Raw genomic sequence first — 23,783 nt, forward strand, 5'->3', positions numbered from 1 at the left:
GCTGACCCGTCCCGCCCGACCTCCCCCCCCCCGGGGGGGAGCCGGGCCTCCGGCGGTACGAGACGGGCGTCAGCGGCTGTGCTGCGAGTCCGCGACGGTGACCTCGACCCGCTGGAACTCCTTGAGCTCGCTGTAGCCGGTGGTGGCCATCGAGCGGCGCAGCGCGCCGAAGATGTTCATCGAGCCGTCCGGGGAGTGCGACGGGCCGGTGAGGATCTCCTCGGTGGTGCCGACCGTGCCGAGGTCGACCTTCTTGCCGCGGGGCACGTCCTCGTGGACGGCTTCCATGCCCCAGTGGTTGCCCTTGCCGGGCGCGTCGGTGGCACGGGCCAGCGGGGAGCCCATCATCACCGCGTCGGCGCCGCAGGCGACAGCCTTCGGGATGTCGCCGGACCAGCCCACGCCGCCGTCGGCGATGACGTGCACGTAGCGGCCGCCGGACTCGTCCATGTAGTCGCGGCGGGCCGCGGCCACGTCGGCGACGGCGGTGGCCATCGGGACCTGGATGCCGAGGACGTTGCGCGTGGTGTGCGCGGCGCCGCCGCCGAAGCCGACCAGGACGCCGGCCGCGCCGGTGCGCATCAGGTGCAGGGCCGCGGTGTAGGTGGCGCAGCCGCCCACGATGACCGGGACGTCGAGCTCGTAGATGAACTGCTTGAGGTTCAGCGGCTCGGCGGCGCCGGAGACGTGCTCCGCCGACACGGTGGTGCCGCGGATCACGAAGATGTCCACGCCCGCGTCGACGACGGCCTTGGAGAACTCGGCCGTGCGCTGCGGGGAGAGCGCGGCGGCGGTGACGACACCGGAGTCGCGCACCTCCTTGATGCGCCGGCGGATCAGGTCCGCCTCGATCGGAGCGGAGTAGATCTCCTGGAGACGGCGCGTGGCGGTCTCCTCGTCCAGCTCCGCGATCTCGTCGAGCAGCGGCTGCGGGTCCTCGTACCGGGTCCACAGGCCTTCGAGGTTCAGCACGCCGAGGCCGCCGAGCTCGCCGATGCGGATGGCGGTCTGCGGGGAGACGACCGAGTCCATGGGGGCGGCCAGGAACGGAAGCTCGAAGCGGTAGGCGTCGATCTGCCAGGCGATCGAGACCTCCTTCGGGTCCCGGGTACGGCGGCTGGGGACGATGGCGATGTCATCGAACGCGTACGCCCTGCGGCCGCGCTTGCCGCGCCCGATCTCGATCTCAGTCACGTGTGGTGGCCTTTCCTGTGGGTCTGCCCGCCCAGTATCCCCGAACCCCGGCGCGCCGCGTTCCGGTGACCGCTGTACGGACGCACGCGGCGGGCACGCCGGAGGGGCGGACCCGTGCGGGCCCGCCCCTCCGGTGGTGTTCCGGTCAGCCCTTGCGGCTGTAGTTCGGTGCTTCCACCGTCATCTGGATGTCGTGCGGGTGGCTCTCCTTGAGCCCCGCCGAGGTGATCCGGACGAACCGGCCCCGGTCCTGGAGCTCCGGCACCGTGCGGCCGCCGACGTAGAACATCGACTGGCGCAGGCCGCCGACGAGCTGGTGCACGACCGCGGAGAGCGGCCCGCGGTAGGGGACCTGCCCCTCGATGCCCTCGGGGATGAGCTTGTCGTCGCCGCCCACGCCCTCCTGGAAGTAGCGGTCCTTGGAGAAGGACTTGCGGTCGCCGCGGGACTGCATCGCGCCGAGCGAGCCCATGCCGCGGTACGACTTGAACTGCTTGCCGTTGATGAACAGCAGCTCGCCCGGGGACTCCTCGCAGCCCGCGAGCAGCGAGCCGAGCATCACGGTGTCGGCGCCGGCGACGAGCGCCTTGGCGATGTCGCCGGAGTACTGCAGGCCGCCGTCACCGATGACCGGCACCCCTGCCGCCTTGGCGGCGAGCGCGGCCTCGTAGATCGCGGTGACCTGCGGTACGCCGATGCCGGCCACGACGCGGGTGGTGCAGATGGAGCCGGGGCCGACGCCGACCTTGATGCCGTCGCAGCCTGCGTCGATGAGGGCCTGGGCGCCGTCACGGGTGGCGATGTTGCCGCCGATGACGTCGACCGTGGAGTTCGACTTGATCTTGGAGACCATGTCGCCGACGAGGCGGGAGTGGCCGTGGGCGGTGTCGACGACGATGAAGTCGGCGCCCGCCTCGATCAGGGCCTGGGCACGCTCGTACGCGTCGCCCGCGACACCGACGGCCGCGCCGACCAGCAGTCGGCCGTCCTTGTCCTTGGCGGCGTTCGGGTACTTCTCGGCCTTGACGAAGTCCTTGACCGTGATGAGGCCCTTGAGGAGGCCGGCCTCGTCGACGAGCGGCAGCTTCTCGATCTTGTGGCGGCGCAGCAGCTCCATGGCGTCCACGCCGGAGATGCCCACCTTGCCGGTGACCAGCGGCATCGGGGTCATGACCTCGCGCACCTGGCGGCCGCGGTCCGACTCGAAGGCCATGTCGCGGTTGGTGACGATGCCGAGCAGCTTGCCGGACGGGTCGGTGACCGGGACGCCGGAGATCCGGAACTTGGCGCAGAGCTCGTCGGCCTCGCCCAGGGTCGCGTCGGGGTGCACCGTGATCGGGTCGGTGACCATGCCGGACTCGGAGCGCTTGACCAGGTCGACCTGGTTGGCCTGGTCGGCGATGGAGAGGTTGCGGTGCAGAACGCCGACGCCGCCCTGGCGGGCCATCGCGATGGCCATCCGGGCCTCGGTGACCTTGTCCATGGCGGCGGAGAGCAGCGGGACGTTCACGCGGACGTTGCGGGAGATGAGCGAGGACGTGTCGATGGCGTCCGGCGACATGTCCGACGAGCCGGGCAGCAGGAGCACATCGTCATATGTGAGGCCGAGTGTGGCGAATTTGTCGGGCACTCCGTCGGCGTTCACAGTCATGACACCTTCCAAGATGGTCTTGCTCAGCGCGGATGTCCATGCTAACGGGATCCCGAGGCGTCTCATTCCACGACCAAGATCAAGCCCAAGGTTCATGGTTTCCTACGAGATGAAACTCATAAAAAACACCCCCAAAGCCCCACAAGCCCCATACGGGCCCACTGCCGTTCCGGCCTATTGCTCCGCGAGCGCGCGGAGCCGGCTCAGCGCGCGGTGCTGGGCCACGCGCACCGCCCCGGGGGACATGCCGAGCATCTGCCCGGTCTCCTCGGCGGTGAGCCCGACGGCCACGCGCAGCACGAGGAGCTCGCGCTGGTTCTCCGGAAGGTTGGCCAGCAGCTTCTTGGCCCAGGCGGCGTCGCTGCTGAGCAGCGCCCGCTCCTCCGGACCCAGGGAGTCGTCGGGCCGCTCCGGCATCTCGTCGGAGGGCACGGCCGTACTGCCCGGATGGCGCATGGCGGCCCGCTGCAGATCGGCGACCTTGTGCGCGGCGATGGCGAAGACGAATGCCTCGAAGGGGCGCCCGGTGTCGCGGTAGCGCGGCAGCGCCATCAGGACGGCCACGCAGACCTCCTGCGCCAGGTCCTCCACGAAGTGGCGAGCGTCACCCGGAAGTCGCGAGAGGCGGGAGCGGCAATAGCGGATGGCGAGGGGGTGCACGAAGGCGAGCAGATCGTGCGTGGCCTGTTCGTCGCCCTCCACCGCGCGGCGTACGAGCGCGCTAACGGTACTGTCGCCGCTGCTTCTGGCGGCGCGGCTTCCGCCTGTGGTCGCGGGTGACCCCGGGGCCTCGTCGTCACGCATCGATCCATGGTGCCTTGGCGCCGGCGTATTCGCGGCACCGAGGCCCGTGTTGTGCGTCGAAGCGTTATGCGTCGACGGATTGTGTGGGGTGGGTGCACCGGAACTCATGCTCTGGCCCCTCCCCTCCCGCTCGGCCGAATCGTCCCCGCGGCGACATCTCCAGGATGCGCCACACCCTCAAGCATGCGGCATCGCGCCCGAAGCGACACGTCCCCCGGATTGTGCACCGTCAATCCCCGGCGCGCACCAGCGTGCGGAGGATCGGTCGGCGGGAGATTCCGGGGCGGCCGGGACCAGGGGTCCGGGGCCGGGCGGGCCGGCCTGCCCGCGGCACCGCCGGCCCGTGAGGGCCGGCGGTCGCACGGTCAGCGGACCAGGCCCCAGCGGAACCCGAGCGCCACGGCGTGCGCCCGGTCGGACGCGCCGAGCTTCTTGAACAGCCGGCGGGCGTGCGTCTTGACCGTGTCCTCGGAGAGGAAGAGCTCGCGCCCGATCTCCGCGTTGGACCGGCCGTGGCTCATGCCCTCCAGCACCTGGATCTCCCGCGCGGTGAGGGTGGGCGCGGCGCCCATCTCGGCCGAGCGGAGCCGGCGCGGGGCCAGCCTCCAGGTCGGGTCGGCGAGGGCCTGGGTGACCGTGGCCCGCAGTTCGGCGCGCGAGGCGTCCTTGTGCAGATAGCCCCGGGCGCCGGCGGCGACCGCGAGGGCCACGCCGTCCAGGTCCTCGGCGACCGTCAGCATGATGATGCGGGCGCCGGGGTCGGCCGAGAGCAGCCGGCGAACCGTCTCCACACCGCCGAGCCCGGGCATCCGTACATCCATCAGAATCAGGTCGGAACGGTCGGCACCCCAGCGGCGGAGGACTTCCTCGCCGTTGGCTGCCGTCGTCACACGCTCGACGCCGGGCACGGTGGCAACCGCGCGTCGGAGCGCCTCTCGGGCGAGCGGGGAGTCGTCGCAGACGAGGACGGATGTCATGACCGCCCCCCGCAGCTGCTGATGCGCGTCACCTTGAGCCTCCAGGCTGGTACGTATCGTCACCTGTGCGGTCGATGCTCCCGGACACCTGTCCGAGAACTTCTTGGTTCAACCGCCTTCGCACTCTCAACGATGGTCACTCGAAAGAGTTACGGGTCGGACGGACACCTTCGGCACTCTACGTGAGGAACCGAACACGAGGCTGGCACCACTCGCCGCGTGTCCTCCGGATGACGGTATGCCCTATTTGGCGGCTTTCCTTCCGTTTGGCGCATGTCTGAGGCTAGATTCCCAATGAGTCATATTTACATCTACTACGACAGTAGGTGTGGAGACATGGACCGTATCCGCCTCAGTACCGGCACCAAGAGGACTACCAATGGCAGATTTCTCCCGCCTCCCCGGACCGAACGCCGACCTCTGGGACTGGCAGCTGCTGGCTGCCTGCCGCGGGGTCGACAGCTCCCTCTTCTTCCACCCGGAAGGCGAGCGGGGCGCGGCCAGGAGCGCGCGCGAGGCCTCGGCTAAAGAGGTCTGCATGCGATGCCCGGTGCGTGCGGAATGCGCCGCGCACGCACTCGCCGTCCGCGAGCCCTACGGGGTGTGGGGCGGCCTGACCGAGGACGAACGCGAAGAGCTGATGGGTCGCGCCCGCCATCGCCTGATCCCGGCGACGAGCGCGATCGGACCGAGCACGCCGAGCGCTCCGCACTGAGCGGGCTTCACACGAAACGACCGAAGGAACGTTTCTTCGAATAACGGCACGCACAGCGTGCCGTGCACCGGACCGAGCCACCGCCCGACCGGCCGTACCGCCGTACGGTCCCTCGTGTGGCGGCCCCGTCCGGCCACCCGGCCCAGCGGCCGGTCGGCCGGACGGGTACCGGCCGGGCCGGCTCAGCGCCGGGCGGCACGCTCCAGCTCGGCCAGGGTCGCGGCCACCGCCGGAACCCGGGCCAGGTCGGGCAGGGTCAGTGCGACGACCTCCCGCTCGACGGCCGGTTCCACGACGAGGGTGCTCACGCCCTTGGCCCGTACGGACTCCACCGCGAGCTCCGGCAGCACCGCGACCCCGAGCCCGGCCCCGACCAGGCCGACCACCGCCGGGTAGTCGTCGGTGGCGAAATCGATGCGCGGGGTGAAACCGACGCTCTCGCACACCTCCACCAGATGGCGGCGGCAGCGCGGACAGCCCGCGATCCAGGGCTCCCCGGCCAGCTCCGCCATGCCCACCCGCTCCGCCCCCGCCAGCCGGTGGCCCTCGGGCACCAGTCCGACGAGCCGGTCGGTCAGCAGCGGCCGGACCACGAGGTCCTCCCACTCGGCCGCCGATCCGGAGGCGCCGCCGTAGCGGAAGGCCAGCGCGAGATCGCAGTCGCCCTCGCGCAGCATCTCCACCGAGCGCGGCGGCTCCGCCTCGACCAGCGAGATCCGGGTCCCCGGATGCTCGGCGCGCATCGCCGCGAGGGCGGTCGGCACCAGCGTGGAACTACCGCTGGGGAAGGAGACCAGCCGGACCCGGCCGGCGCGCAGCCCGGCGATGGCCGCGACCTCCTCCTCGGCGGCCGTCAGCCCGGCGAGGATCCCGGCGGCATGCCGGACCAGCGCCTCACCGGCCTGGGTGAGGCGCATTTCGCGCCCGGTGCGGATCAGCAGCGGGGTGCCGGCGGACTGCTCCAGCGCCTTCATCTGCTGGGAGACGGCCGGCTGGGTGCAGCCGAGCTCGCGGGCGGCGGCGGAGAAGGACCCGGTTCCGGCGACAGCGCGCAGAACTCGGAGATGACGTGCCTCGATCACCCTTCGAGCATAAGGGACGCTTTGATTCCGACGCCAATAACCTCGGGCTGCTTTGAGATGGTTCGGCTAGCGTGAACCCATGCATCTGATCTCCGTGAACCTGGGCCGTGCGACGGCCGTCGACTACACCGACGCCGAGGACGGCCTGACCGGTCACGGCAAGATCCCCGCGCCGGGCCCCGTACGGGTCTTCGCGCCGGGCCCCAAGGGCGTCGGCGCGAGCGGCGTCCAAGGGGACGAGGTCTGCAACCTGCGCCATCACGGAGGGGACCACCAGGCCGTGTACGCGTACGCCCGCGAGGACCTGGAGTGGTGGGAGAGCGAGCTCGGCCGCGAACTGCCCGGCGGGACCTTCGGCGAGAACTTCACCACCTCCGGCATCGACGTGAACGGCGCGCTGCTCGGCGAGCGCTGGCAGGTCGGCCCCGACCTGCTGCTGGAGGTCGCCTCGGCCCGCATCCCGTGCCGGACCTTCCAGGGCGCGCTCGATGAGCGGGCCTGGGTCAAGCGGTTCACCCGGGAAGCCCGCCCGGGCGCCTACCTGCGGGTCGTCCGGGAGGGCTCCGTCTCCCCCGGCGACACCATCGAGGTCGTGCACCGCCCGGAGCACGAGGTGACGGTGGCGTTCTGGTTCCGGGCGTTCACCACGGAGCGGAAGCTGCTGCCTCGCACCCTGGCGGCCGGGGCCGCCCTGGAGCCGCAGGCTCGGGACAAGGCACTGGCCCACGTGGAGAAGTACGGGAAGCCGGGCGACTAGGTTGCGCGTATGACGACTGCGTTGATTACGGGATCCACGGCGGGCATCGGCGCCGCCTTCGCCCGGCGGCTCGCCGCCCAGGGGCACAACCTCGTCCTGGTGGCCCGGGACACCGAGCGGCTCGGCGAGCAGGCCACCGAGCTGCACGACCGGCACGGCATCGAGGCCGAGGTGCTGGCCGCCGACCTCGCCACCGAGGCCGGCATCACGGCGGTCGAGGAACGCCTCGGCGACCCCAAGCACCCGGTGGACCTGCTGGTCAACAACGCGGGCTTCGGCAACAAGGGCCGGTACCTCGAAGTCTCCATGGCCGACGAGCTGACCATGCTGAAGGTCCACGTCGAGGCCGTGCTGCGGCTGACCTCGGCCGCCGCGGAGCCGATGCGCTCGCGCGGCCGCGGCGGCGTGATCAACGTGGCCTCGGTGGCCGCCTTCCTGCCGCGCGGCACCTACGGGGCGAGCAAGGCCTGGGTCGTGCAGTTCACCCAGGGCGCGGCGAAGGACCTGACGGGCTCGGGCGTACGGCTGATGGCGCTGTGCCCGGGCTTCGTACGGACCGAGTTCCACGAGCGGGCCGGCATGGGCACGGACAACATCCCCGGCTGGATGTGGCTCGACGCCGACAAGCTGGTGGCGGCGGCCCTGGCGGACCTGGCGCGGGGCAGGACCGTATCGATCCCGGACCCGCGGTACAAGGCCCTGATGGGCGTGGTGAAGCTGACCCCGAGGGGGCTGCTGGGCGGGGTCTCCTCGCGTACGGGGCGCAAGTACGGGCCGCAGTGACCAGCGGGTAAACGAGGCGTATGAGTCAAATCTCCCTAGACTGAATGTGTCCCATCCAGCGCGGGAGACGCCATGACATTCGTACAGCTAGTTGATTACGAAACCAGTCAGCCCGAGGCGGTCAACGATCTCCTCGACCGCTACGTGGAGCAGACGCAGGGCAGGCGCACCGTCCTCGCCAGCCGCGTCGCACAGGACCGCGACTCCAAGACGCACTACTTCGACTTCGTCGAATTCCCGTCGTACGAAGCCGCCATGAAGAACTCTCACCTTCCGGAGACGGACCGGATGTTCCAGGAGATGGTGGCTCTCTGCGAAGGGATGCCCAAGTTCACCAACCTGGACGTCGTACGCGACGAGCACCTCAACACCCTGCTCGTGAACCGCATGTACGACGAGGTCGCGATGAAGGGCGACATGTCCGTCATCGACGAGATCTGCGCGGCCGACTACCACGACCACGACATCAGCAACCCCGTGGACAAGATCGGCCGCGAGGGCATGCGCGAGGACGTCATGGCGTGGCGCAGCGCTTTCGACTTCACCTTCACCCGCCATGCCCAGATGGCACAGGACGACCACGTCACGACCCTGTGGACCTGGACCGGTACGCACAAGGGCGAGTTCATGGGGATCGCCCCGACCGGCAAGACCTGCTCGATGACCGGCACGACGGTCTTCCGGTGCGAGGACGGCATGCTCAAGGAAGGCTGGTGGCACTACGACGCCATGCGCCTCATGAGGGAACTCGGCGCGATGTAGCCGTAGGGCCGCGGCGAAAGGGGAAAGCCCCGGTCACCACCGCTTGGCAGCGGTGACCGGGGCTTCGCCTTTAGCTGCTGACCAGGTCAGTGGCTGTGGCCGTGACCGTGGCCGTGACCGGCGTCGCCCTCGTCGTCGGCCGGCTTCTCGACGACCAGGGTCTCGGTCGTGAGCAGCAGGGACGCGATGGAAGCGGCGTTCTCCAGCGCGGAGCGGGTGACCTTGACCGGGTCGATGACGCCGGCCTTGACCAGGTCGCCGTACTCGCCGGTGGCGGCGTTGAAGCCCTGGCCCTTGTCGAGCTCGGCAACCTTCGCCGTGATGACGTAGCCCTCGAGGCCGGCGTTCTCGGCGATCCAGCGCAGCGGCTCGACGGCGGCGCGGCGCACGACCGCGACACCGGTGGCCTCGTCGCCCGACAGGCCGAGGTTGCCTTCCAGCACCTTCACGGCGTGGACGAGAGCGGAGCCACCGCCGGAGACGATGCCCTCCTCGACCGCGGCGCGGGTCGCCGAGATGGCGTCCTCGAGACGGTGCTTCTTCTCCTTGAGCTCCACCTCGGTGGCGGCGCCGACCTTGATGACGCAGACGCCGCCGGCGAGCTTCGCCAGGCGCTCCTGCAGCTTCTCGCGGTCCCAGTCGGAGTCGGTCGACTCGATCTCGGCCTTGATCTGGTTGACGCGGCCGAGGACCTCTTCGGAGCTGCCGCCACCATCGACGATGGTGGTGTTGTCCTTGGAGATCGTGACGCGGCGGGCGGAGCCCAGTACGTCCAGACCGGCCTGGTCGAGCTTGAGGCCGACCTCCTCGGCGATGACGGTGGCACCCGTGAGGGTGGCCATGTCCTGGAGCATCGCCTTGCGGCGGTCACCGAAGCCGGGCGCCTTGACGGCGACGGCGTTGAAGGTGCCACGGATCTTGTTGACGACGAGGGTGGAGAGCGCCTCGCCCTCGATGTCCTCGGCGATGATCAGCAGCGGCTTGGAGGCACCGGCCTGGATGACCTTCTCGAGCACCGGCAGGAGGTCCTGGATGGAGGAGATCTTGCCCTGGTTGATCAGGATGTACGGGTCATCGAGGATGGCCTCCATACGCTCCTGGTCGGAGACCATGTACGGGGACAGGTAGCCCTTGTCGAAGGCCATGCCCTCGGTGAACTCGAGCTCCAGGCCGAAGGCGTTGGACTCCTCGACGGTGATGACACCGTCCTTGCCGACCTTGTCCATCGCCTCGGCGATGAGGTCACCGACCTGCTGGTCCTGCGCGGAGAGCGCGGCCACGGCGGCGATGTCGGACTTGTCCTCGATCGGACGGGCGGTCGCGAGGAGCTCCTCGGACACGGCCTTGACCGCGGCGTCGATGCCCTTCTTCAGGGCGGCCGGGGAAGCACCCGCGGCGACGTTGCGCAGACCCTCGCGGACCAGAGCCTGGGCCAGGACGGTGGCGGTGGTGGTGCCGTCACCCGCGACGTCGTTGGTCTTGGTCGCGACTTCCTTGACGAGCTGCGCGCCAAGGTTCTCGTACGGGTCGTCCAGCTCGACCTCACGGGCGATGGTGACACCGTCGTTCGTGATGGTCGGAGCGCCGAACTTCTTGTCGATGACGACGTTGCGACCCTTGGGGCCGATCGTCACCTTGACGGTGTCGGCGAGCTTGTTGACGCCGCGCTCGAGGGCGCGACGGGCGTCCTCGTCAAACTTGAGAATCTTCGGCATGGGAGCGGTTCAGCCCTCTCGTTGCTATCCCCGGCCGCTCACCGCGACCGCCTGTCTAGAACGAACTACGCCCCTCGCCGCCCGGCATCAGCAGGGGTGACCAGGGGCGTAGCTCAAAGCAAAACTTGAGAAGTGACTACTTCTCGACGATCGCGAGCACGTCGCGAGCCGAGAGGACGAGGTACTCCTCGCCGTTGTACTTCACTTCGGTGCCGCCGTACTTGGAGTACAGGACGACGTCGCCGACGGTGACGTCCAGCGGAAGACGCTGGCCGTCCTCGAAGCGACCCGGACCCACAGCGAGGACGACGCCCTCCTGGGGCTTCTCCTTCGCGGTGTCCGGGATGACCAGGCCAGAGGCCGTGGTCTGCTCGGCGTCGAGCGGCTGGACCACAATGCGGTCCTCGAGCGGCTTGATGGCAACCTTGGAGCTGGTGGTCGTCACGATCTGACCTTCCGCTTCGGAGATCCGGGATTAACTGTCTGGGGTGGCGACCAGGTCGATCCGTCGTCGCGGGAGCCGGACCTGCCTGTCGCTGTGTTGGCACTCACCAGGGGCGAGTGCCAGACGCGAGACTATTCCGGGGATTAGCACTCGGTCAAGCGGAGTGCCAATACGCGCCGCTGGTTTCGCAGCCCGGGCCGCCCGGGGCACCCCGGAATCCCTGCCCCCGGGGCATCCCCGGACCCCTGCGCCTCAATCGTCGGCGGGGCTGAAAAGACCGCCTCAAACGCCGGCGAGGCTGGATCCGGCGATTGAGGACCGGGGTCAGGGCCGGGCCCTGGGAACGACGGAAGGGCGGGGAGGGGACAGAGCCCGCGCAGGGCCCGGCACGCATCGTCGCCGAGGAGGCGGGGATCCGCGCCCGGGGGTAGCGGCCCGGGCGGAGCCGTCCGGTATGTGAGGCTTGGGGCATGCGGATTCTGGTCGTCGAAGACGAAGTGGGCCTCGCCGAATCGCTGCGGCGCGGCCTCTCCGCCGACGGCCACTGGGTCGATCTCGCCCACGACGGACACCGCGGGCTGGACCTGGCCCTCACCGGCGGCCCGTACGACGTCGTCCTCCTCGACCTGATGCTCCCCGGCCTCTCCGGCTACGAGATCTGCAGGCGGATGCGGGCCCACGAGGTCGCCACCCCGGTGCTGATGCTGACCGCCAAGGACGGCGAGTACGACGAGGCCGAGGGTCTGGACTCGGGCGCCGACGACTACCTGACGAAACCGTTCTCCTTCGTCGTCCTCGCCGCCCGCCTGCGCGCGCTCACCCGCCGCACCGCCGCCGGCCCCGCCCGGCCCAGCGTGCTGCAGGCCGGCGACCTCGTCCTCGATCCGCGCGGCCGCCGCTGCCGCCGGGGCACGTACGAGATCGAGCTGACCGCCCGTGAGCTCGGCGTGCTGGCCTGCCTGATGGAGCAGCCCGGCCGGGCCGTCGCCAAACAGGACATCCTCGACGAGGTCTGGGACACCCCGCACGGCATCGACCCGAACATCGTCGAGGTCTACGTCTCCTCGCTCCGCCGGAAGATCGACGCCCCCTTCGGCCGCCGCTCGATCCTGACCGTGCACGGCACCGGCTACCGGATGGCCCCGGACGGTGGCTGAGCCCCCGCCCCGGCTCCGGCCCGGTCCCCGCCGGCCCCGCCCCCGGCCCCGCCGCCTAGGCAGCCTCCGGGCCCGCGCCGCCGCGGCCGCGGCCCTCGCGATGGCCGCGGTACTGGCCACCGGCGGGCTGTGGCTCTACACCCTGCTGCGCGCCAACCTCATCGAGAACACCACCGGCCGCACCGAGCTCGCCGCCCGCAAGGTGGCCGGCCAGTACGACACCGGGAGCCTCCCGGCCGGCGGCCGGCTGCCCGGGCCCGAGGGAGGGGTGGACCTGGTCCTCGTACGGAACGCGGCCGGTACGGTCGTGGCCACCAGCGGGGACCTGAAGGACACCCCCGAGCTCACGGAGCTGCGCCCCGCGCCCGGAGAGGACATGCGCTCCGCCGTCCTGCCGCCCGCGCGCCCCGGCGCACAGCGGCGCGTGGTGGTCGCCGTGGCCGCGCCGGGACCACCGGGGGCGCACGACCCGCACACCGTCTACGCGGCGACCGTGCTCGGGGACGTCGACGACGCCAGCCGGGCCGTCGCGCTGGGGCTGCTGGCCGGCGCGCCCCCGCTGATCGCCTTCTCGGCGGCCCTGGCCTGGTGGGTGACGGGGCACGCGCTGCGCCCGGTCACCGCGATCCGCGGCGGGCTGGCGGCGGTGACCGGGAGCGAGCTGGACCGGCGGGTCCCGGACCCGGGCGGCGCCGACGAGATCGCGCAGCTGGCCCGGACCGTCAACGACACGCTCGACCGGCTGGAGCGCAGCGACGCCCGGCAGCGGCAGTTCACCGCCGATGCCTCGCACGAGCTGCGCAACCCCCTCGCGGCCGTCCGCTCCCGGCTGGAGGTGGCGCTGCGGGACCCCGACCGGGAGTCGGTGGCCGCCGCGCTGGCCGATACCGAGCGGCTCCAGGGCATCGCGGCCGATCTGCTCCTGCTGGCCCGCCTCGACGGCGGACCCGCGCCGCGCACCGAGCCGGTGGACCTCGCGCTGCTGGCCGCCGAGGACGCGGCGCGGCGCCCGGAGCCCCGGGTCCCGCTACGGGTGGACGCGCGGGCCCCCGTACCGGCTGCCGGGGACCCGGCGCGGCTGGAGCGGGCGCTGGCCAACCTGGTGGACAACGCCCTGCGGTACGCCCGTACCGGGGTCGTGGTCCGGGCCTCGGCCGAGGACGGCTGGGCGCTGCTGGAGGTCACGGACGACGGGCCGGGCATCCCGGAGGCGGACCGGGACCGGGTCTTCGAGCGGTTCGTCCGCCTGGACGCGGACCGGGGCCGGGCCAGCGGCGGCACCGGGCTGGGGCTGGCCATCGCCCGGGAGATCGCCCGGGCGCACGGCGGTGGGGTCCGCGCGCTCCCCGCGCCCGCCGGCGGCGCCCGGCTGGTGCTGCGCGTGCCGGGGCGCCCGGTTTCGGGAGCGCCGTCGCCCGGCCGCTCCTGAAGGCGCCTTCAGGACCCTCAGGATTCCTTCAGCCGGGCTCGCGCAGCATCGGTAGGCATGAGTGCCCACCGCAGGAAGCCCCAGGAACCGCAGACCCCGGCCCCCGTGTCCCGCGGCCGCCGGCGCTCCCGCCGGTCCCGGCTCGCCCGCACGCTGCCGGCGTCCGGCTGCGCCCTGGTGGTGCTCGCGGGCGCGACCGCCTGGTACCTGTACGACGACCTCGCCTCCAGCATCGGCAGCTCCAAGGCCTTGGAGGGCGCCGAGAAGTCGAAGTACGGCGATACGAACATCCTGCTGATGGGTCTGGACAGCCGCCGGGACCAGAACGGCGAGGACCTCCCGCCGGCGATCCTCGAGAAGCTGCACGCGGGCGCGAGCTCGGAGGTCGGCGGCTACAACACCAACACGCTGATCCTGCTGCACGTCCCCGGCAACGGCGGCCAGGCGCAGGCCTTCTCGGTGCCCCGCGACGACTTCGTGGAGTTGCACGGCGTGCCCGGTCACACCGGCAAGGCCAAGATCAAGGAGGCGTACGGGCGGGCGAAGGCCGAGGTGGAGGAGCAGCTCGCCGCCAAGGGGGTCACGGACCGGCGGCAGCTGGAGCGCGAGGGGCGCGAGGCGGGCCGCAAGGCGGAGCTCGAAACGGTCCGCACCTTCCTCGGCGTCCCGATCGACCACTTCGCCGAGCTGAACCTGGCCGGTTTCTACCATCTGGCGGATGCGCTGGGCGGGGTTCCGGTGTGCCTGAACCATGCCGTGAAGGACAAGAACTCCGGCGCCGACTTCTCGGCCGGGCGGCACACCCTGGACGGTCGTCAGTCGCTGGCTTTCGTCCGGCAGCGGATGGGCCTGACCATGGGCGACCTGGACCGTACGAAGCGGCAGCAGGCGTTCCTGGCGGGGGCGGCGTACAAGCTGAACCAGGCCGGGACCTTCACCGATCCGGTGAAGCTGATGAAGCTGGTCGACTCGGCGAAGCAGGACGTGGTCACCGATCAGGGGTGGGATCTGCTGTCGTTCGTGAAGCAGGCGAAGAGCCTGTCCGGGGGCGACGTGGAGTTTGTGACCCTTCCCATCGAACGCTTCGACAGGAACCATGGCGCAGAGATAAACGTCGTAGACGATATGAAGATAAAGCGGTTCATAGCCGAGCGGATCGGGCCCGGGGCCTCTGCGAGCGCGAGCCCGAGCGCGCCTGGCGCCGCTCCCTCCTCACCGGGCACGCCCGCACCGCAGGGTTCCTCCCCGGCCGCGTCCGCGCCGGGCTCGCCCCAGGGCTCCGCGCCGGCGCCCGCACCGTCCCGGAGCGGCAGCGGAGTTCCCGCCATCGACGCCGGCGGCGTCCCGTGCGTGGACTGAAACCCCTGACGTCGGCGGGCGTGCGCCGCCGGACGGAAGCCCTGCTGCTCGTCCTCGTGCTCGCCGTGACCGTTTCCGGGCACATTTCCGCCGGCCTGGCGATGAACGACGCGCTGCCGACCGGCCTCACCGGGTTCGTGATCAGCATGACGCTGCTCGCGCTGGTGGGGCACCTGGCCATCCGCAGATTCGCGGCGTACGCGGATCCGCTGGTGTTCCCGCTGGCCCTGCTGCTGACCGGGCTGGGGCTGGTGCTGCTGCACCGCCTCGACCAGGGGTACATCGAGCGGTACAACGCTCCGGCGACGGCGCCCGGGCAGCTGATCTGGTCGGTGGTCGGCGTCGCGGCCTGCATCGCGGTGCTCGGGCTGTTGCGCGATCACCGGCTGCTGCAGCGGTTCATCTACATCACGATGGTCGTCGCGCTGGTGGCGCTGATCGCGCCGGCCTTCTTCGGCGCGGACACCTACGGGGCGAAGCGCTGGATCAGACTCGGTGGGCTCTCGGTCCAGCCCGGCGAGTTCGTGAAGATCATGATCGCGGTCTTCTTCGCGGGCTACCTGGTGGTCCACCGCGATGCGCTGGCCCTGTCGGGGCGCAAGTTCCTGGGTATGCGGCTGCCGCCGATGCGTCAGCTCGGCCCCCTGGTCACGGTGTGGGTGGTCTCGCTGCTCGTGCTGGTCTTCGAGCGCGACCTCGGCACCTCGCTGATCTTCTTCGGCGTCTTCGTGGTCATGCTCTACGTGGCCACGGAACGCACCAGCTGGATCGTCTGCGGCCTGGTCCTCGCCTCGGCGGGCGCCTTCGTCGTGGGCTCGACGGAACCGCACGTCAAGGCGCGCGTGGCCGCCTGGCTGAACCCGTTGTCGTACTACTGGAAGGACCGGCCGCCGGGCGTCGTCTCGGACCAGTCGGCGCAGGCGCTGTTCAGCTTCGGCACGGGCGGCATCTCGGGCACGGGCCTCGGGATGGGCCAGCCCGAACTGATCAAGTTCGCGGGCCGCAGCGACTTCATCCTGACGACCGTGGGCGAGGAACTCGGCCTGGCCGGGGTCATGGCCGTCCTGATCCTGTACGCGCTCCTCGTGCAGCGGGGGCTGCGGATGGCGCTGGGCGCCCGCGACCCGTTCGGCAAGCTGCTGGCGGTGGGCCTGTCCTCCGCCCTCGCCCTGCAGGTCTTCGTGGTGGCGGGCGGCGTCACGGGGCTGATCCCGCTGACGGGCAAGGCCCTGCCCTTCCTCGCCGCGGGCGGCTCGTCCCTCCTGGCCAACTGGATCATGATCGCCCTGCTGCTGCGCATCTCCGACAGCACCGAACGGCAACGTGAGGCGGACGCCCGGGGCCCGGCGGAAACGACGATCACGCCGCTGGCCGGGTCGGAGCCGCACCCCGATCCGGTCTACAGGTAGTCCTCCACGCGGCCGATCCGGAAGCCCTGCTCCTGTATCCGCTGGAGCATCGCCGTCACCATCTGGGTCTCGGTCGTGCCCTTCATGTGCTTCGGGCCGCGGAAGTGCGCCAGGATGATGTCGCCCGGCTGGAGGCTGGAGCCCTCGGCGTACTGGAAGTCGTGGATCTGCATCGACGCGCGCCACAGCAGGACCTGCGTTATTCCGCACTGGTGCGCGGCCTTGAGGGTGTCGTCGTTGTAGTTGCCGTACGGCGGCCGGAACAAGGTCGGCTTCGTACCGAAACGCCTCTCCAGCCGCACCTGCTGACCACATATCTCCCTCTTCTGCTCCGCGAAGGACAGGGTCCGCATTTTCAGGTGCGAGAGGGTGTGGTTGTTGATCGTGCTGTTCGAGCCGTTGTCGCGGAGCTGCTCGAAGTGGCCGTAATCCACCGAGGCGATCTTGTCCGTCAGGAACATGCTGATCGGCAGCTTCAGGTCGGCGGCCATCCGCAGGAACTCGGGGTCCTTCTCCGCGCCGTCGTCGAACGTGAGGAAGACGACCTTGTCGTCCGCCGGAACGGGTATTCGATTCAGGATCGGGGCCTGGCCCGGCTTCCCCGGCGGGATGAGAGGTTTGAACACCGGCTTGGGCGCGTACTGGAGCGGGGCGCTCAGGCCCCACTTCTCGTACGCCCGGTCCCCCTCGGTCCCGCCATCGGGGGCCGCCGAGCCGGACGGAGACGGCTTGGCCTCCGTCGTCTTGGGTCCCATTCTTTCGATGGGGTCCACGCTGTCCCCGCACCCCGTCAGGGACAGCGCGAGCGCGCCGGCCGCCAGCGTCCCGGCTACGAACCGGCGCGCGTACTTCACAAGTAATCCTCCAGGCGAGCCACGGCATAACCCTTGTCCGTGACGGTCTTCATGACATGACGGATCATGTCAGTCATGCTGCCCTTCCAGTCTTCCTTGCCCCGGAAGTGCGTGAGGATGATGTCACCGGGGTGCAGGTCCTTGTCCCACTCCCGCCAGTCCATCCGGTTCGGGAAGGCCTCCTCGGCCCACAGCGGAACGGACTTGATGCCGCAGGACTTGGCCGCGCGCAGCGTGTCCTCGTTGTAGTTCCCGTACGGCGGGCGGAAGAGCGTGGGCCGCTTGCCGAACTGCTTCTCGATCGTGTCCTGCTGTCCGCAGATCTCCTGGCGCTGCTTCTCGTAGGAGAGCGCGGGCATGTAGCGGTGGTTGAGCGTGTGGTTGTTCAGCGTGACGCCCGCCGCCTGCATCTCCTTGAAGTACGGGTAGTTGTCCCGCACCAGGTAGTCGCTCAGGAAGGCGGTGTACGGGAGCTTCAGCTCCTGCATCATCTTCAGGAACTCGGGGTCCTTCTCGGCGCCGTCGTCGATCGTCAGGAAGACGACCTTGTCCTCCGTGGGGACGGTGGTGAAGACCGGCGGCAGTTCGTCTCCGCCCTCGACCTCGAAGCCTTCGCGGGTGGTGATCTCCGGCTTCTGCTTGGGCGCCTGCGGAGCGACGAGCGGGGGCTTGACCAGCCCCCACTTCTTCGCGGCGACGATCCGCACCTGCTGGAGGGCCTTCAGCTTCTCGGCGTAGCCGCCGAGCGCGCCTGCCGCACCGGCCTTCTCGGCGCCCGCCGCGGCCTTCGCCTTCGCGGCCTTGTCCGGGGTCTCGGACCCGCCGGCTCCGCAGCCCGTGCCGAGTGCGGCGACGAGCAGTGCGGCCATCGCGGCCGTACCCAACCGGCCGCGCGAGACTGCCGCGGCCCGGTGACCATGTAGCGTCTTATGTTCCTTTTGTCCGACTAGCTGCATAGTTGGGCATCTTTACAGCCGCTACGCACGCGCCCTGGCCGACACCGCGAGGGGAATCCGACCTTCCTCCGAGTGGCCCACCGTGGCCGACAATGGACCGGTGACCCCCGAAGACTTCGCCGCGCTCCTCGCCCCCGAGGGCCACGCCCTCCTCGACTCGCTGCGGGACTACGACCCCGCCCAGGAGCTCGCCGTCGCCACCCGGCTGCGCCGCGAGCACCCCGCCGCCCTGGTCTCCGCCGCCCTCGGACAGGCCCGGCTGCGGCAGCGCGCGGTGGCGAAGTTCGGGGCCGAGGACGCCGGGCGGATGTACTTCACCCCCGGCGGCGCGGAGATGGCCACCCGCGCCTCGGTGGCCTCGTACCGAGCCGAGCGGCTCGCCGCCCTGGGCGTACGGAGCGTCGCGGACCTCTGCTGCGGGATCGGCGGCGACGCCCTGGCCCTGGCCCGGCTCGGCATCCGGGTACTGGCGGTGGACCACGATCTGCTCACCGTCGCCGTTGCACGTGCCAACGCCGAGGCGCTGGGGCTGGCGGACCTGATCGAGGTCCGGGAGGCCGATGTGACGGAGATCGACACCGCGGGCTACGACGCCGTCTTCATCGACCCGGCCCGCCGGGGCGGGCGGGGCCGCATCTTCGACCCGGAGTCCTACTCGCCGCCGCTGTCCTGGGCGATCGCCACCGCCCGCGCCGCCGAGTTCGCCGCCGTCAAGATCGCTCCCGGAATTCCGCACGAGGCCGTGCCCGCCGAGGCCGAGGCCGAGTGGATCTCCGATCAGGGGGACGTGAAGGAGGCCGTCCTGTGGTTCGGGACGGCCCCCGGCGAGATCCGCGCCACCCTGCTGCCCGGGCCGCGCGTGCTGGCGACCTCCGATCCGCTGCCCGACCCCGAGGCCGGACCCGTGGGCCGCTACCTCTACGAGCCCGACGGCGCCGTGATCCGGGCCCACCTCGTCGCCGAGGTGGCGCAGCAGCTGGGCGGGCGGCTGATCGACCCGACCATCGCGTACATCACCGCCGACGAGCTGCGCGAGACCCCGTACGCGACCTCGTACGAGATCACCGACGTGCTGCCGTTCGGGCTGAAGAGGCTCAAGGCGCTGATGCGCGAGCGCGGGGTCGGCATCCTCACGGTGAAGAAGCGCGGCTCCGCGATCGAGCCCGAGGAACTGCGCAAGAAGGTGAAGCCGCAGGGGCCGAACTCCGCGACCGTGTTCCTGACCCGGGTCGCCGGGGCCCCCTCGATGCTGATCGGCTCCCCGACGAAGGGCTGATCACGGGCCGGGCGGTCGCCGTGTACTAGCGCCCCGGCGCCGTGGCCGCCGGGCCGGCGCGGAAGACCCGTAGCGCCCAGCGGTAGTGCGCGCCCGCCTTGCCGAGGCCCAGCAGGGCGGTGATCCACAGGATCATGCCGAGGCCCATGGTGTAGGCGACCTCTCCGTAGGTGTCCGCTCCGGGCCGGGCCGACACCGCCGACGCGAAGGTCACCCAGAGGCCGAACGCGCCCAGGACGAAGGAGGCCAGCAGCCAAATGAGGCTGCGCCCCGGCGCGCGTACGGCGGCGTCCACGGGCGGGTCCCGGTCCAGTTCCGCCCAGGCGCACATCAGCCGGCGCACCTGCCGGTCCCGTTTGGCGCCCCAGGCGAACCAGAACCCGGCCGGTATCAGCACCCCCACGCCGAGCACGGCGAAGATGAGGCCGAAGAGGTACGCGAGCGGCTCGTGCGTCTCGATGGCCATGAAGGCCATGCCGACGAAGGACCAGCCGAGGACGAAGACCGCCGAGACCGCCCAGAGGAGCATCAGCCGGCCGAATCCCAGACTGCGCCGCCCGAGCTCGCTCAGGAAGCGGGCGCGGTCGGCCCGTACGGTGTTCGCGTCGAGCCAGGCGCGCAGGTGCACGGGAGGGGGTGGCGGCGGCAGGTCACGGCGGGGCATGAGCATGACCATATCCGCTCTCCAGGGCGTCCCGGCGGGCCACCTGGCGGAGGATCAGCTTCCGTCGGCCTCCCCGACCTCCACCGATTCGAAGCGCCAGCGGTGGACCGCCCGCGTGATCAAATCCGCTGCCGGCTCCGGCAGTTCGGGCAGCTCGGCGCCGACCCCCTCGGCCGCCTCCCACCAGGTGATGACGAGGACCCGGTCGTGCGGGGCGCTGAACACCTCGCGCCGCACCGGATCTTGGGCCAGGACTTGCGAACGGGCCCACTCCAGCAGCTCGTTGCCCCGCCCGGGCACGGCCCGGGCCTCCCACATCAGCGCGACGGTGCTCACGAGTACAGGTTGTCCTTGCTCAGCTCGTGCACGTGGTCGTGATCGTGCGCATGGCCTTGGGCGGCGCCGTGGGAATGACCGTGGCCGCCGTCGTGGGAATGGCCGTGAGAATGCCCGGGAACATGCGGCTCCGTCACAGGCAGCGAAGAGTCCGCCGACAGGTCCCAGTCCGAGGGGGCCCTGTTGCGCTTGACCATCTCCGCGCCCAGCGCCGCCACCATCGCGCCGTTGTCCGTGCACAGCCCCGGCCGCGGCACCCGCAGGATGATCCCCGCGTCGTCGCACCGCTCCTGGGCGAGGGTGCGCAGCCGGGAGTTGGCCGCGACCCCGCCGCCGATCATCAGGTGGTCGACGCCCTCGTCCTTGCACGCGCGGATCGCCTTGCGCGTCAGCACGTCCACCACGGCTTCCTGGAAGGAGGCCGCCACATCGCGCACCGGCACCTCCTCGCCCGCCTTGCGCTTCGCCTCGATCCAGCGGGCGACCGAGGTCTTGAGCCCGGAGAAGGAGAAGTCGTACGCGGCGTCGCGCGGCCCCGTCAGCCCGCGCGGGAAGTTGATGGCCTTCGGGTCGCCCTCGCGCGCGAGCCGGTCGATGACCGGACCGCCGGGGAAGCCCAGCTGCAGCACGCGCGCGATCTTGTCGAATGCCTCGCCCGCCGCGTCGTCGATGGTCGCGCCGAGCGGGCGTACGTCGGAGGTGATGTCGGGGGCCAGCAGCAGCGAGGAGTGCCCGCCGGAGACCAGCAGCGCCATCGTCGGCTCGGGCAGCGGCCCGTGCTCCAGCTGGTCGACGCAGATGTGCGAGGCCAGGTGGTTCACCCCGTACAGCGGCTTGCCCAGCGCGTACGCGTAGGCCTTCGCGGCCGAGACACCCACCAGCAGGGCCCCCGCGAGGCCCGGGCCGGCGGTGACGGCGATGCCGTCGAGGTCGCGGGCGCTGACCCCGGCCTCCTTCAGGGCGCGCTCGATGGTGGGGACCATCGCCTCCAGGTGCGCGCGGGAGGCCACCTCGGGCACGACCCCGCCGAAGCGGGCGTGCTCGTCGACGCTCGACGCGATGGCGTCCGCGAGCAGCGTGGTGCCGCGGACGACGCCGACGCCGGTCTCGTCGCAGGAGGTCTCGATGCCGAGGACGAGCGGTTCGTCAGCCATGGGTCGTCTCACCTTGCAGGGGTTTGAAAGATTCGGGGTCGGGGTCTGCGGAATCGGCGTCTGCGGGGTCGGGGTCTGCGGGGTCGCCGGGTGCGGGGTCGGAAAGGCGGCGCATCACGAGGGCGTCCACGTTGCCGGGCTGGTAGTAGCCGCGCCTGAATCCGATCGGTTCGAAGCCGAAGCGCGCGTAGAGCTTCTGGGCCCGGACGTTGTCGACCCGCACCTCCAGCAGCACCTCGGCGCACTCGAACGCGGTGGCGGCGCGCAGCAGCTCGGTCAGCAGCCGGGCGCCGAGTCCGGTGCCCCACTGGTCGCGGGCGACGGCGATGGTCTGTACGTCGCCCAGGTCCCCGGCGGCGGCCAGCCCGGCGTAGCCGACCAGCCGGCCCGCCTCCTCCGCCACGACGTAGCGGCGGGTGGCGCCGGGGCCGCGGGCGTGGGCGAGCTCGGACCAGAACATGCCGGCGGACCAGGCGTCCTCGGGGAACAGCTCGTGCTCCAGTTCCAGCGCGGGCCCGATGTCCCACCAGCGCATCTCGCGCAGGACGACTGCTGAGGTGGCCGTCACTTGGGGGTGACCACCTTGTAGTTCTTGGGCACCTCGGCGTCGGGCCGGCGCAGGTAGAGCGGGGTCACGGGCAGGAACTCCGCGCCCGCCGCCAGTCGCTGGGCGGCCAGGGCGGCCAGCGCGGCGGCGCTCTGGTGCTCGGGGTCCCGCGCATCGGTGAAGACCTCCGGGTACAGCCGCGCGCCCTGCCCGACGGAGGGCAGTCCGGCGACCCGCTCGGCGATATCGCCCGGCCGGTCCACCGCGGGCTGGCCGACCCGGGTGCGGGGGTCCTCGTAGCGCGCCCAGTAGACCTCCTTGCGCCGCGCGTCGGTGGCCACGGTGAAGGGGCCCTCGATCCCGGCCGCGCCGGCCGCGTAGGCCAGGCCGTCGAGAGTGCACAGCCCGTGGACGGGCACGCCGAGGACGGAGGCGAAGGTGGACGCGGTCACGAGGCCGACGCGCAGTCCGGTGTAGGGGCCGGGGCCGACTCCGACGACGATGCCGGTGACGGCTTCGAGCTTGACCCCCGCCTCGGCGAGGACCTTGTCGACGGAGGGCAGCAGGAGCTCCCCGTGACGGCGGGCGTCGACCTGGTTCGACTCGGCGAGGACGGACTCGCCGTCGTACAGGGCGACGGTGACGGCGGGCGTGGCGGTATCTACAGCGAGCAAGAGCACGCGAACAGCCTACGACTCCGGGGCCCCCGGCCCTTGCGGCCGGTCTGCGGGCACCCCTGCTGCTACCTTCGGACCAGGTGTCAGGGTTTGATCGTCCGACTGACCATGCGGAGAGGTGGAGCAAGGTGGCACGCAGCAGCTCGGGAATCGTGGCCGGGCTCACCGTGGCGGCGCTCGCCGTCGTCGGGTTCCTCGGCTACCAGGCGTCCGCCACCGCTCCCGCGCACCCGCCGAAGGCCGCCGCGCAGAGCCCCGTACCGTCTCCGAGCGACTCCGGGCCCGCCAAGACGGACCCGGCGAAGCCGGCGGCCCTCCCGGCCGGCTCCGGCACCGGGACGCGCGTCGTGTACTCGCTGGGTGCGAAGCGCGTGTGGCTGGTGGGACCCACTGGGAAGCCGAAGTCGTTCGCGGTCGTGCCGAGCACGGTCAATCCGGCGCTCGGCAGCTACACGGTGGGCGGCCGCACGGGCGCGGTGACCGGCTCGGACGGGGTGCCGATCGAGCACGTCGTGCGCTTCGCGAGTCCGCAGGGGGTCACGGTCGGCTTCAGCGCCCGGGTGGACAACACCCTGCCGGCGCCCGATCCGGCCAAGAAGACCGGCGGTGTCCGCATGCTGCGCGCGGACGGCGACGCGATGTGGGCCTTCGCGACGATCGGCTCGAAGGTCGTCGTCGTCCCCTGACCCGCCCGGCCCGGCCGCACCACGCCGGATTCACTCGTTCGGGGACCGAGCCGTCCCCGCTTCAGGCCGCTTCGGACTCCGGGGCGGCCTGTTCGCTGCCCTGCGCCCCCTCCGCCCCCTCCGCCGCTTCCCGTACGGGATCGGGCTCCGGGGCGTGCTCGCGGGCGGGTGGTGTCGACACGGCGCTGGCAGCGGCGCCCGCGGCGAGCAGTGTCCTCATGGACACGGCGGACGGACGGGGGACGCCCGCTGCTCCTGTTGTCGACATGGCTGCCTCCTGGCCGGGGCCAGCCCGTACTTAGGTACGCCTAACCAGCCCTCCGTACCATGTGACCACGCGGCCCGCCGCCCGCGCAATATCTTCCCGACGACTTGTCGGTACGTTTCTCCCGGG

The 23,783-nt window shown here is 71.2% G+C and carries 25 protein-coding genes; 10 read left to right on the top strand and 15 right to left on the bottom strand.

The genetic code is table 11. The features are described 5' to 3' along the window. Positions 1 to 69: 69 nt before the first annotated feature. The 4 genes from OTB20_RS07625 to OTB20_RS07640 all read right to left on the bottom strand — a co-directional run bounded on the left by OTB20_RS07625 (position 70) and on the right by OTB20_RS07640 (position 4,626). Entirely contained in the window at positions 70 to 1,194 is a 1,125-nt protein-coding gene (locus OTB20_RS07625; RefSeq protein WP_267815815.1) for a GuaB3 family IMP dehydrogenase-related protein, read from the bottom strand. A gap of 145 nt (positions 1,195 to 1,339) precedes the next feature. Beyond that, complete coding sequence (gene guaB, locus OTB20_RS07630) at positions 1,340 to 2,845, bottom strand: IMP dehydrogenase (RefSeq protein ID WP_267751515.1); 1,506 nt, start codon at positions 2,843 to 2,845, stop codon at positions 1,340 to 1,342. A 174-nt stretch (positions 2,846 to 3,019) separates the two neighbouring features. Beyond that, on the bottom strand, positions 3,020 to 3,649 hold the full coding sequence (locus OTB20_RS07635; protein ID WP_267751516.1) for a sigma-70 family RNA polymerase sigma factor: 630 nt from the start codon (positions 3,647 to 3,649) through the stop codon (positions 3,020 to 3,022). Between the two features lie 365 nt (positions 3,650 to 4,014). Beyond that, the gene (locus OTB20_RS07640; protein ID WP_003948568.1) at positions 4,015 to 4,626 is read right to left on the bottom strand and encodes a response regulator transcription factor; all 612 of its coding nucleotides are present in this window, start codon (positions 4,624 to 4,626) and stop codon (positions 4,015 to 4,017) included. A gap of 379 nt (positions 4,627 to 5,005) precedes the next feature. Between OTB20_RS07640 and OTB20_RS07645 the strand changes: the two genes are divergently transcribed. Continuing rightward, the gene (locus tag OTB20_RS07645) at positions 5,006 to 5,341 is read left to right on the top strand and encodes a WhiB family transcriptional regulator (RefSeq protein ID WP_267815816.1); all 336 of its coding nucleotides are present in this window, start codon (positions 5,006 to 5,008) and stop codon (positions 5,339 to 5,341) included. Positions 5,342 to 5,523: 182 nt separating this feature from the next. Here OTB20_RS07645 and OTB20_RS07650 read toward each other — a convergent pair whose 3' ends face one another. Next, entirely contained in the window at positions 5,524 to 6,423 is a 900-nt protein-coding gene (locus tag OTB20_RS07650) for a LysR family transcriptional regulator (RefSeq protein ID WP_267815817.1), read from the bottom strand. Between the two features lie 79 nt (positions 6,424 to 6,502). On the opposite strand from OTB20_RS07650, the gene OTB20_RS07655 reads away from it, so the two are divergent. The 3 genes from OTB20_RS07655 to OTB20_RS07665 all read left to right on the top strand — a co-directional run bounded on the left by OTB20_RS07655 (position 6,503) and on the right by OTB20_RS07665 (position 8,725). Continuing rightward, positions 6,503 to 7,180, top strand: a complete 678-nt coding sequence (locus OTB20_RS07655; protein WP_267815818.1) for an MOSC domain-containing protein — start codon at positions 6,503 to 6,505, stop codon at positions 7,178 to 7,180. Between the two features lie 9 nt (positions 7,181 to 7,189). Beyond that, complete coding sequence (locus OTB20_RS07660) at positions 7,190 to 7,963, top strand: SDR family NAD(P)-dependent oxidoreductase (RefSeq protein WP_267815819.1); 774 nt, start codon at positions 7,190 to 7,192, stop codon at positions 7,961 to 7,963. 72 nt (positions 7,964 to 8,035) lie between these two features. Then, positions 8,036 to 8,725, top strand: a complete 690-nt coding sequence (locus OTB20_RS07665) for an ester cyclase (protein WP_267815820.1) — start codon at positions 8,036 to 8,038, stop codon at positions 8,723 to 8,725. 86 nt (positions 8,726 to 8,811) lie between these two features. Here the strand turns inward: OTB20_RS07665 and groL are convergent, their stop codons facing one another. Together groL and groES are read right to left on the bottom strand one after the other, a co-directional pair. After that, positions 8,812 to 10,440, bottom strand: a complete 1,629-nt coding sequence (gene groL, locus OTB20_RS07670; protein ID WP_267751524.1) for a chaperonin GroEL — start codon at positions 10,438 to 10,440, stop codon at positions 8,812 to 8,814. A 136-nt stretch (positions 10,441 to 10,576) separates the two neighbouring features. Then, positions 10,577 to 10,885: a co-chaperone GroES gene (gene groES / locus OTB20_RS07675; protein ID WP_008739621.1), complete on the bottom strand. Its 309-nt coding sequence runs from the start codon at positions 10,883 to 10,885 to the stop codon at positions 10,577 to 10,579. Between the two features lie 470 nt (positions 10,886 to 11,355). Between groES and OTB20_RS07680 the strand changes: the two genes are divergently transcribed. Genes OTB20_RS07680 through OTB20_RS07695 form a run of 4 tightly spaced genes read left to right on the top strand, consistent with a single transcriptional unit; the run spans position 11,356 to position 16,239 of the window. Next, complete coding sequence (locus OTB20_RS07680) at positions 11,356 to 12,042, top strand: response regulator transcription factor (RefSeq protein WP_267815821.1); 687 nt, start codon at positions 11,356 to 11,358, stop codon at positions 12,040 to 12,042. After that, complete coding sequence (locus OTB20_RS07685; protein WP_267815822.1) at positions 12,035 to 13,471, top strand: sensor histidine kinase; 1,437 nt, start codon at positions 12,035 to 12,037, stop codon at positions 13,469 to 13,471. The genes OTB20_RS07680 and OTB20_RS07685 overlap by 8 nt, the downstream gene beginning before the upstream one ends. A 57-nt stretch (positions 13,472 to 13,528) precedes the next feature. Continuing rightward, positions 13,529 to 14,830: an LCP family protein gene (locus tag OTB20_RS07690; protein WP_267815823.1), complete on the top strand. Its 1,302-nt coding sequence runs from the start codon at positions 13,529 to 13,531 to the stop codon at positions 14,828 to 14,830. Further along, complete coding sequence (locus tag OTB20_RS07695) at positions 14,818 to 16,239, top strand: FtsW/RodA/SpoVE family cell cycle protein (protein WP_267815824.1); 1,422 nt, start codon at positions 14,818 to 14,820, stop codon at positions 16,237 to 16,239. Before OTB20_RS07690 ends, OTB20_RS07695 begins: the two co-directional genes overlap by 13 nt. Here OTB20_RS07695 and OTB20_RS07700 read toward each other — a convergent pair. Continuing rightward, positions 16,230 to 16,994 (bottom strand): polysaccharide deacetylase family protein, encoded by a 765-nt coding sequence (locus OTB20_RS07700; RefSeq protein ID WP_267815825.1) that lies wholly within the window; start codon positions 16,992 to 16,994, stop codon positions 16,230 to 16,232. The genes OTB20_RS07695 and OTB20_RS07700 overlap by 10 nt on opposite strands. A 95-nt stretch (positions 16,995 to 17,089) precedes the next feature. After that, a complete protein-coding gene (locus OTB20_RS07705) occupies positions 17,090 to 18,049 on the bottom strand; it encodes a polysaccharide deacetylase family protein (protein ID WP_420716348.1) in 960 nt (319 codons plus the stop codon). A 100-nt stretch (positions 18,050 to 18,149) separates the two neighbouring features. On the opposite strand from OTB20_RS07705, the gene OTB20_RS07710 reads away from it, so the two are divergent. Then, positions 18,150 to 19,325: a THUMP-like domain-containing protein gene (locus OTB20_RS07710; RefSeq protein ID WP_267815827.1), complete on the top strand. Its 1,176-nt coding sequence runs from the start codon at positions 18,150 to 18,152 to the stop codon at positions 19,323 to 19,325. A gap of 25 nt (positions 19,326 to 19,350) precedes the next feature. On the opposite strand, the gene OTB20_RS07715 is transcribed toward OTB20_RS07710, so the two are convergent. From OTB20_RS07715 to tsaB, 5 genes are read right to left on the bottom strand one after another with little or no spacing between them, the layout of a single operon-like run. Continuing rightward, complete coding sequence (locus OTB20_RS07715; protein WP_267815828.1) at positions 19,351 to 19,989, bottom strand: hypothetical protein; 639 nt, start codon at positions 19,987 to 19,989, stop codon at positions 19,351 to 19,353. Positions 19,990 to 20,043: 54 nt separating this feature from the next. After that, on the bottom strand, positions 20,044 to 20,325 hold the full coding sequence (locus tag OTB20_RS07720; RefSeq protein WP_267815829.1) for a hypothetical protein: 282 nt from the start codon (positions 20,323 to 20,325) through the stop codon (positions 20,044 to 20,046). Continuing rightward, positions 20,322 to 21,479, bottom strand: coding sequence for a tRNA (adenosine(37)-N6)-threonylcarbamoyltransferase complex transferase subunit TsaD (gene tsaD, locus OTB20_RS07725; RefSeq protein ID WP_267815830.1), 1,158 nt, complete (start codon positions 21,477 to 21,479; stop codon positions 20,322 to 20,324). The genes OTB20_RS07720 and tsaD overlap by 4 nt, the downstream gene beginning before the upstream one ends. Then, positions 21,472 to 22,014, bottom strand: coding sequence for a ribosomal protein S18-alanine N-acetyltransferase (rimI, locus tag OTB20_RS07730; RefSeq protein ID WP_267815866.1), 543 nt, complete (start codon positions 22,012 to 22,014; stop codon positions 21,472 to 21,474). The genes tsaD and rimI overlap by 8 nt, the downstream gene beginning before the upstream one ends. Before the next feature lie 29 nt (positions 22,015 to 22,043). Beyond that, entirely contained in the window at positions 22,044 to 22,706 is a 663-nt protein-coding gene (gene tsaB / locus OTB20_RS07735) for a tRNA (adenosine(37)-N6)-threonylcarbamoyltransferase complex dimerization subunit type 1 TsaB (protein ID WP_267815831.1), read from the bottom strand. A 125-nt stretch (positions 22,707 to 22,831) separates the two neighbouring features. On the opposite strand from tsaB, the gene OTB20_RS07740 reads away from it, so the two are divergent. Next, positions 22,832 to 23,389, top strand: a complete 558-nt coding sequence (locus OTB20_RS07740) for a hypothetical protein (RefSeq protein WP_267815832.1) — start codon at positions 22,832 to 22,834, stop codon at positions 23,387 to 23,389. A gap of 61 nt (positions 23,390 to 23,450) precedes the next feature. On the opposite strand, the gene OTB20_RS07745 is transcribed toward OTB20_RS07740, so the two are convergent. Beyond that, entirely contained in the window at positions 23,451 to 23,657 is a 207-nt protein-coding gene (locus tag OTB20_RS07745; protein ID WP_267815833.1) for a hypothetical protein, read from the bottom strand. Positions 23,658 to 23,783: the final 126 nt, after the last annotated feature.

Origin of the sequence: Streptomyces sp. H27-H1, from assembly GCF_026627445.1 — a bacterium.
In the GTDB taxonomy this organism is placed as follows: Bacteria; Actinomycetota; Actinomycetes; order Streptomycetales; family Streptomycetaceae; genus Streptomyces.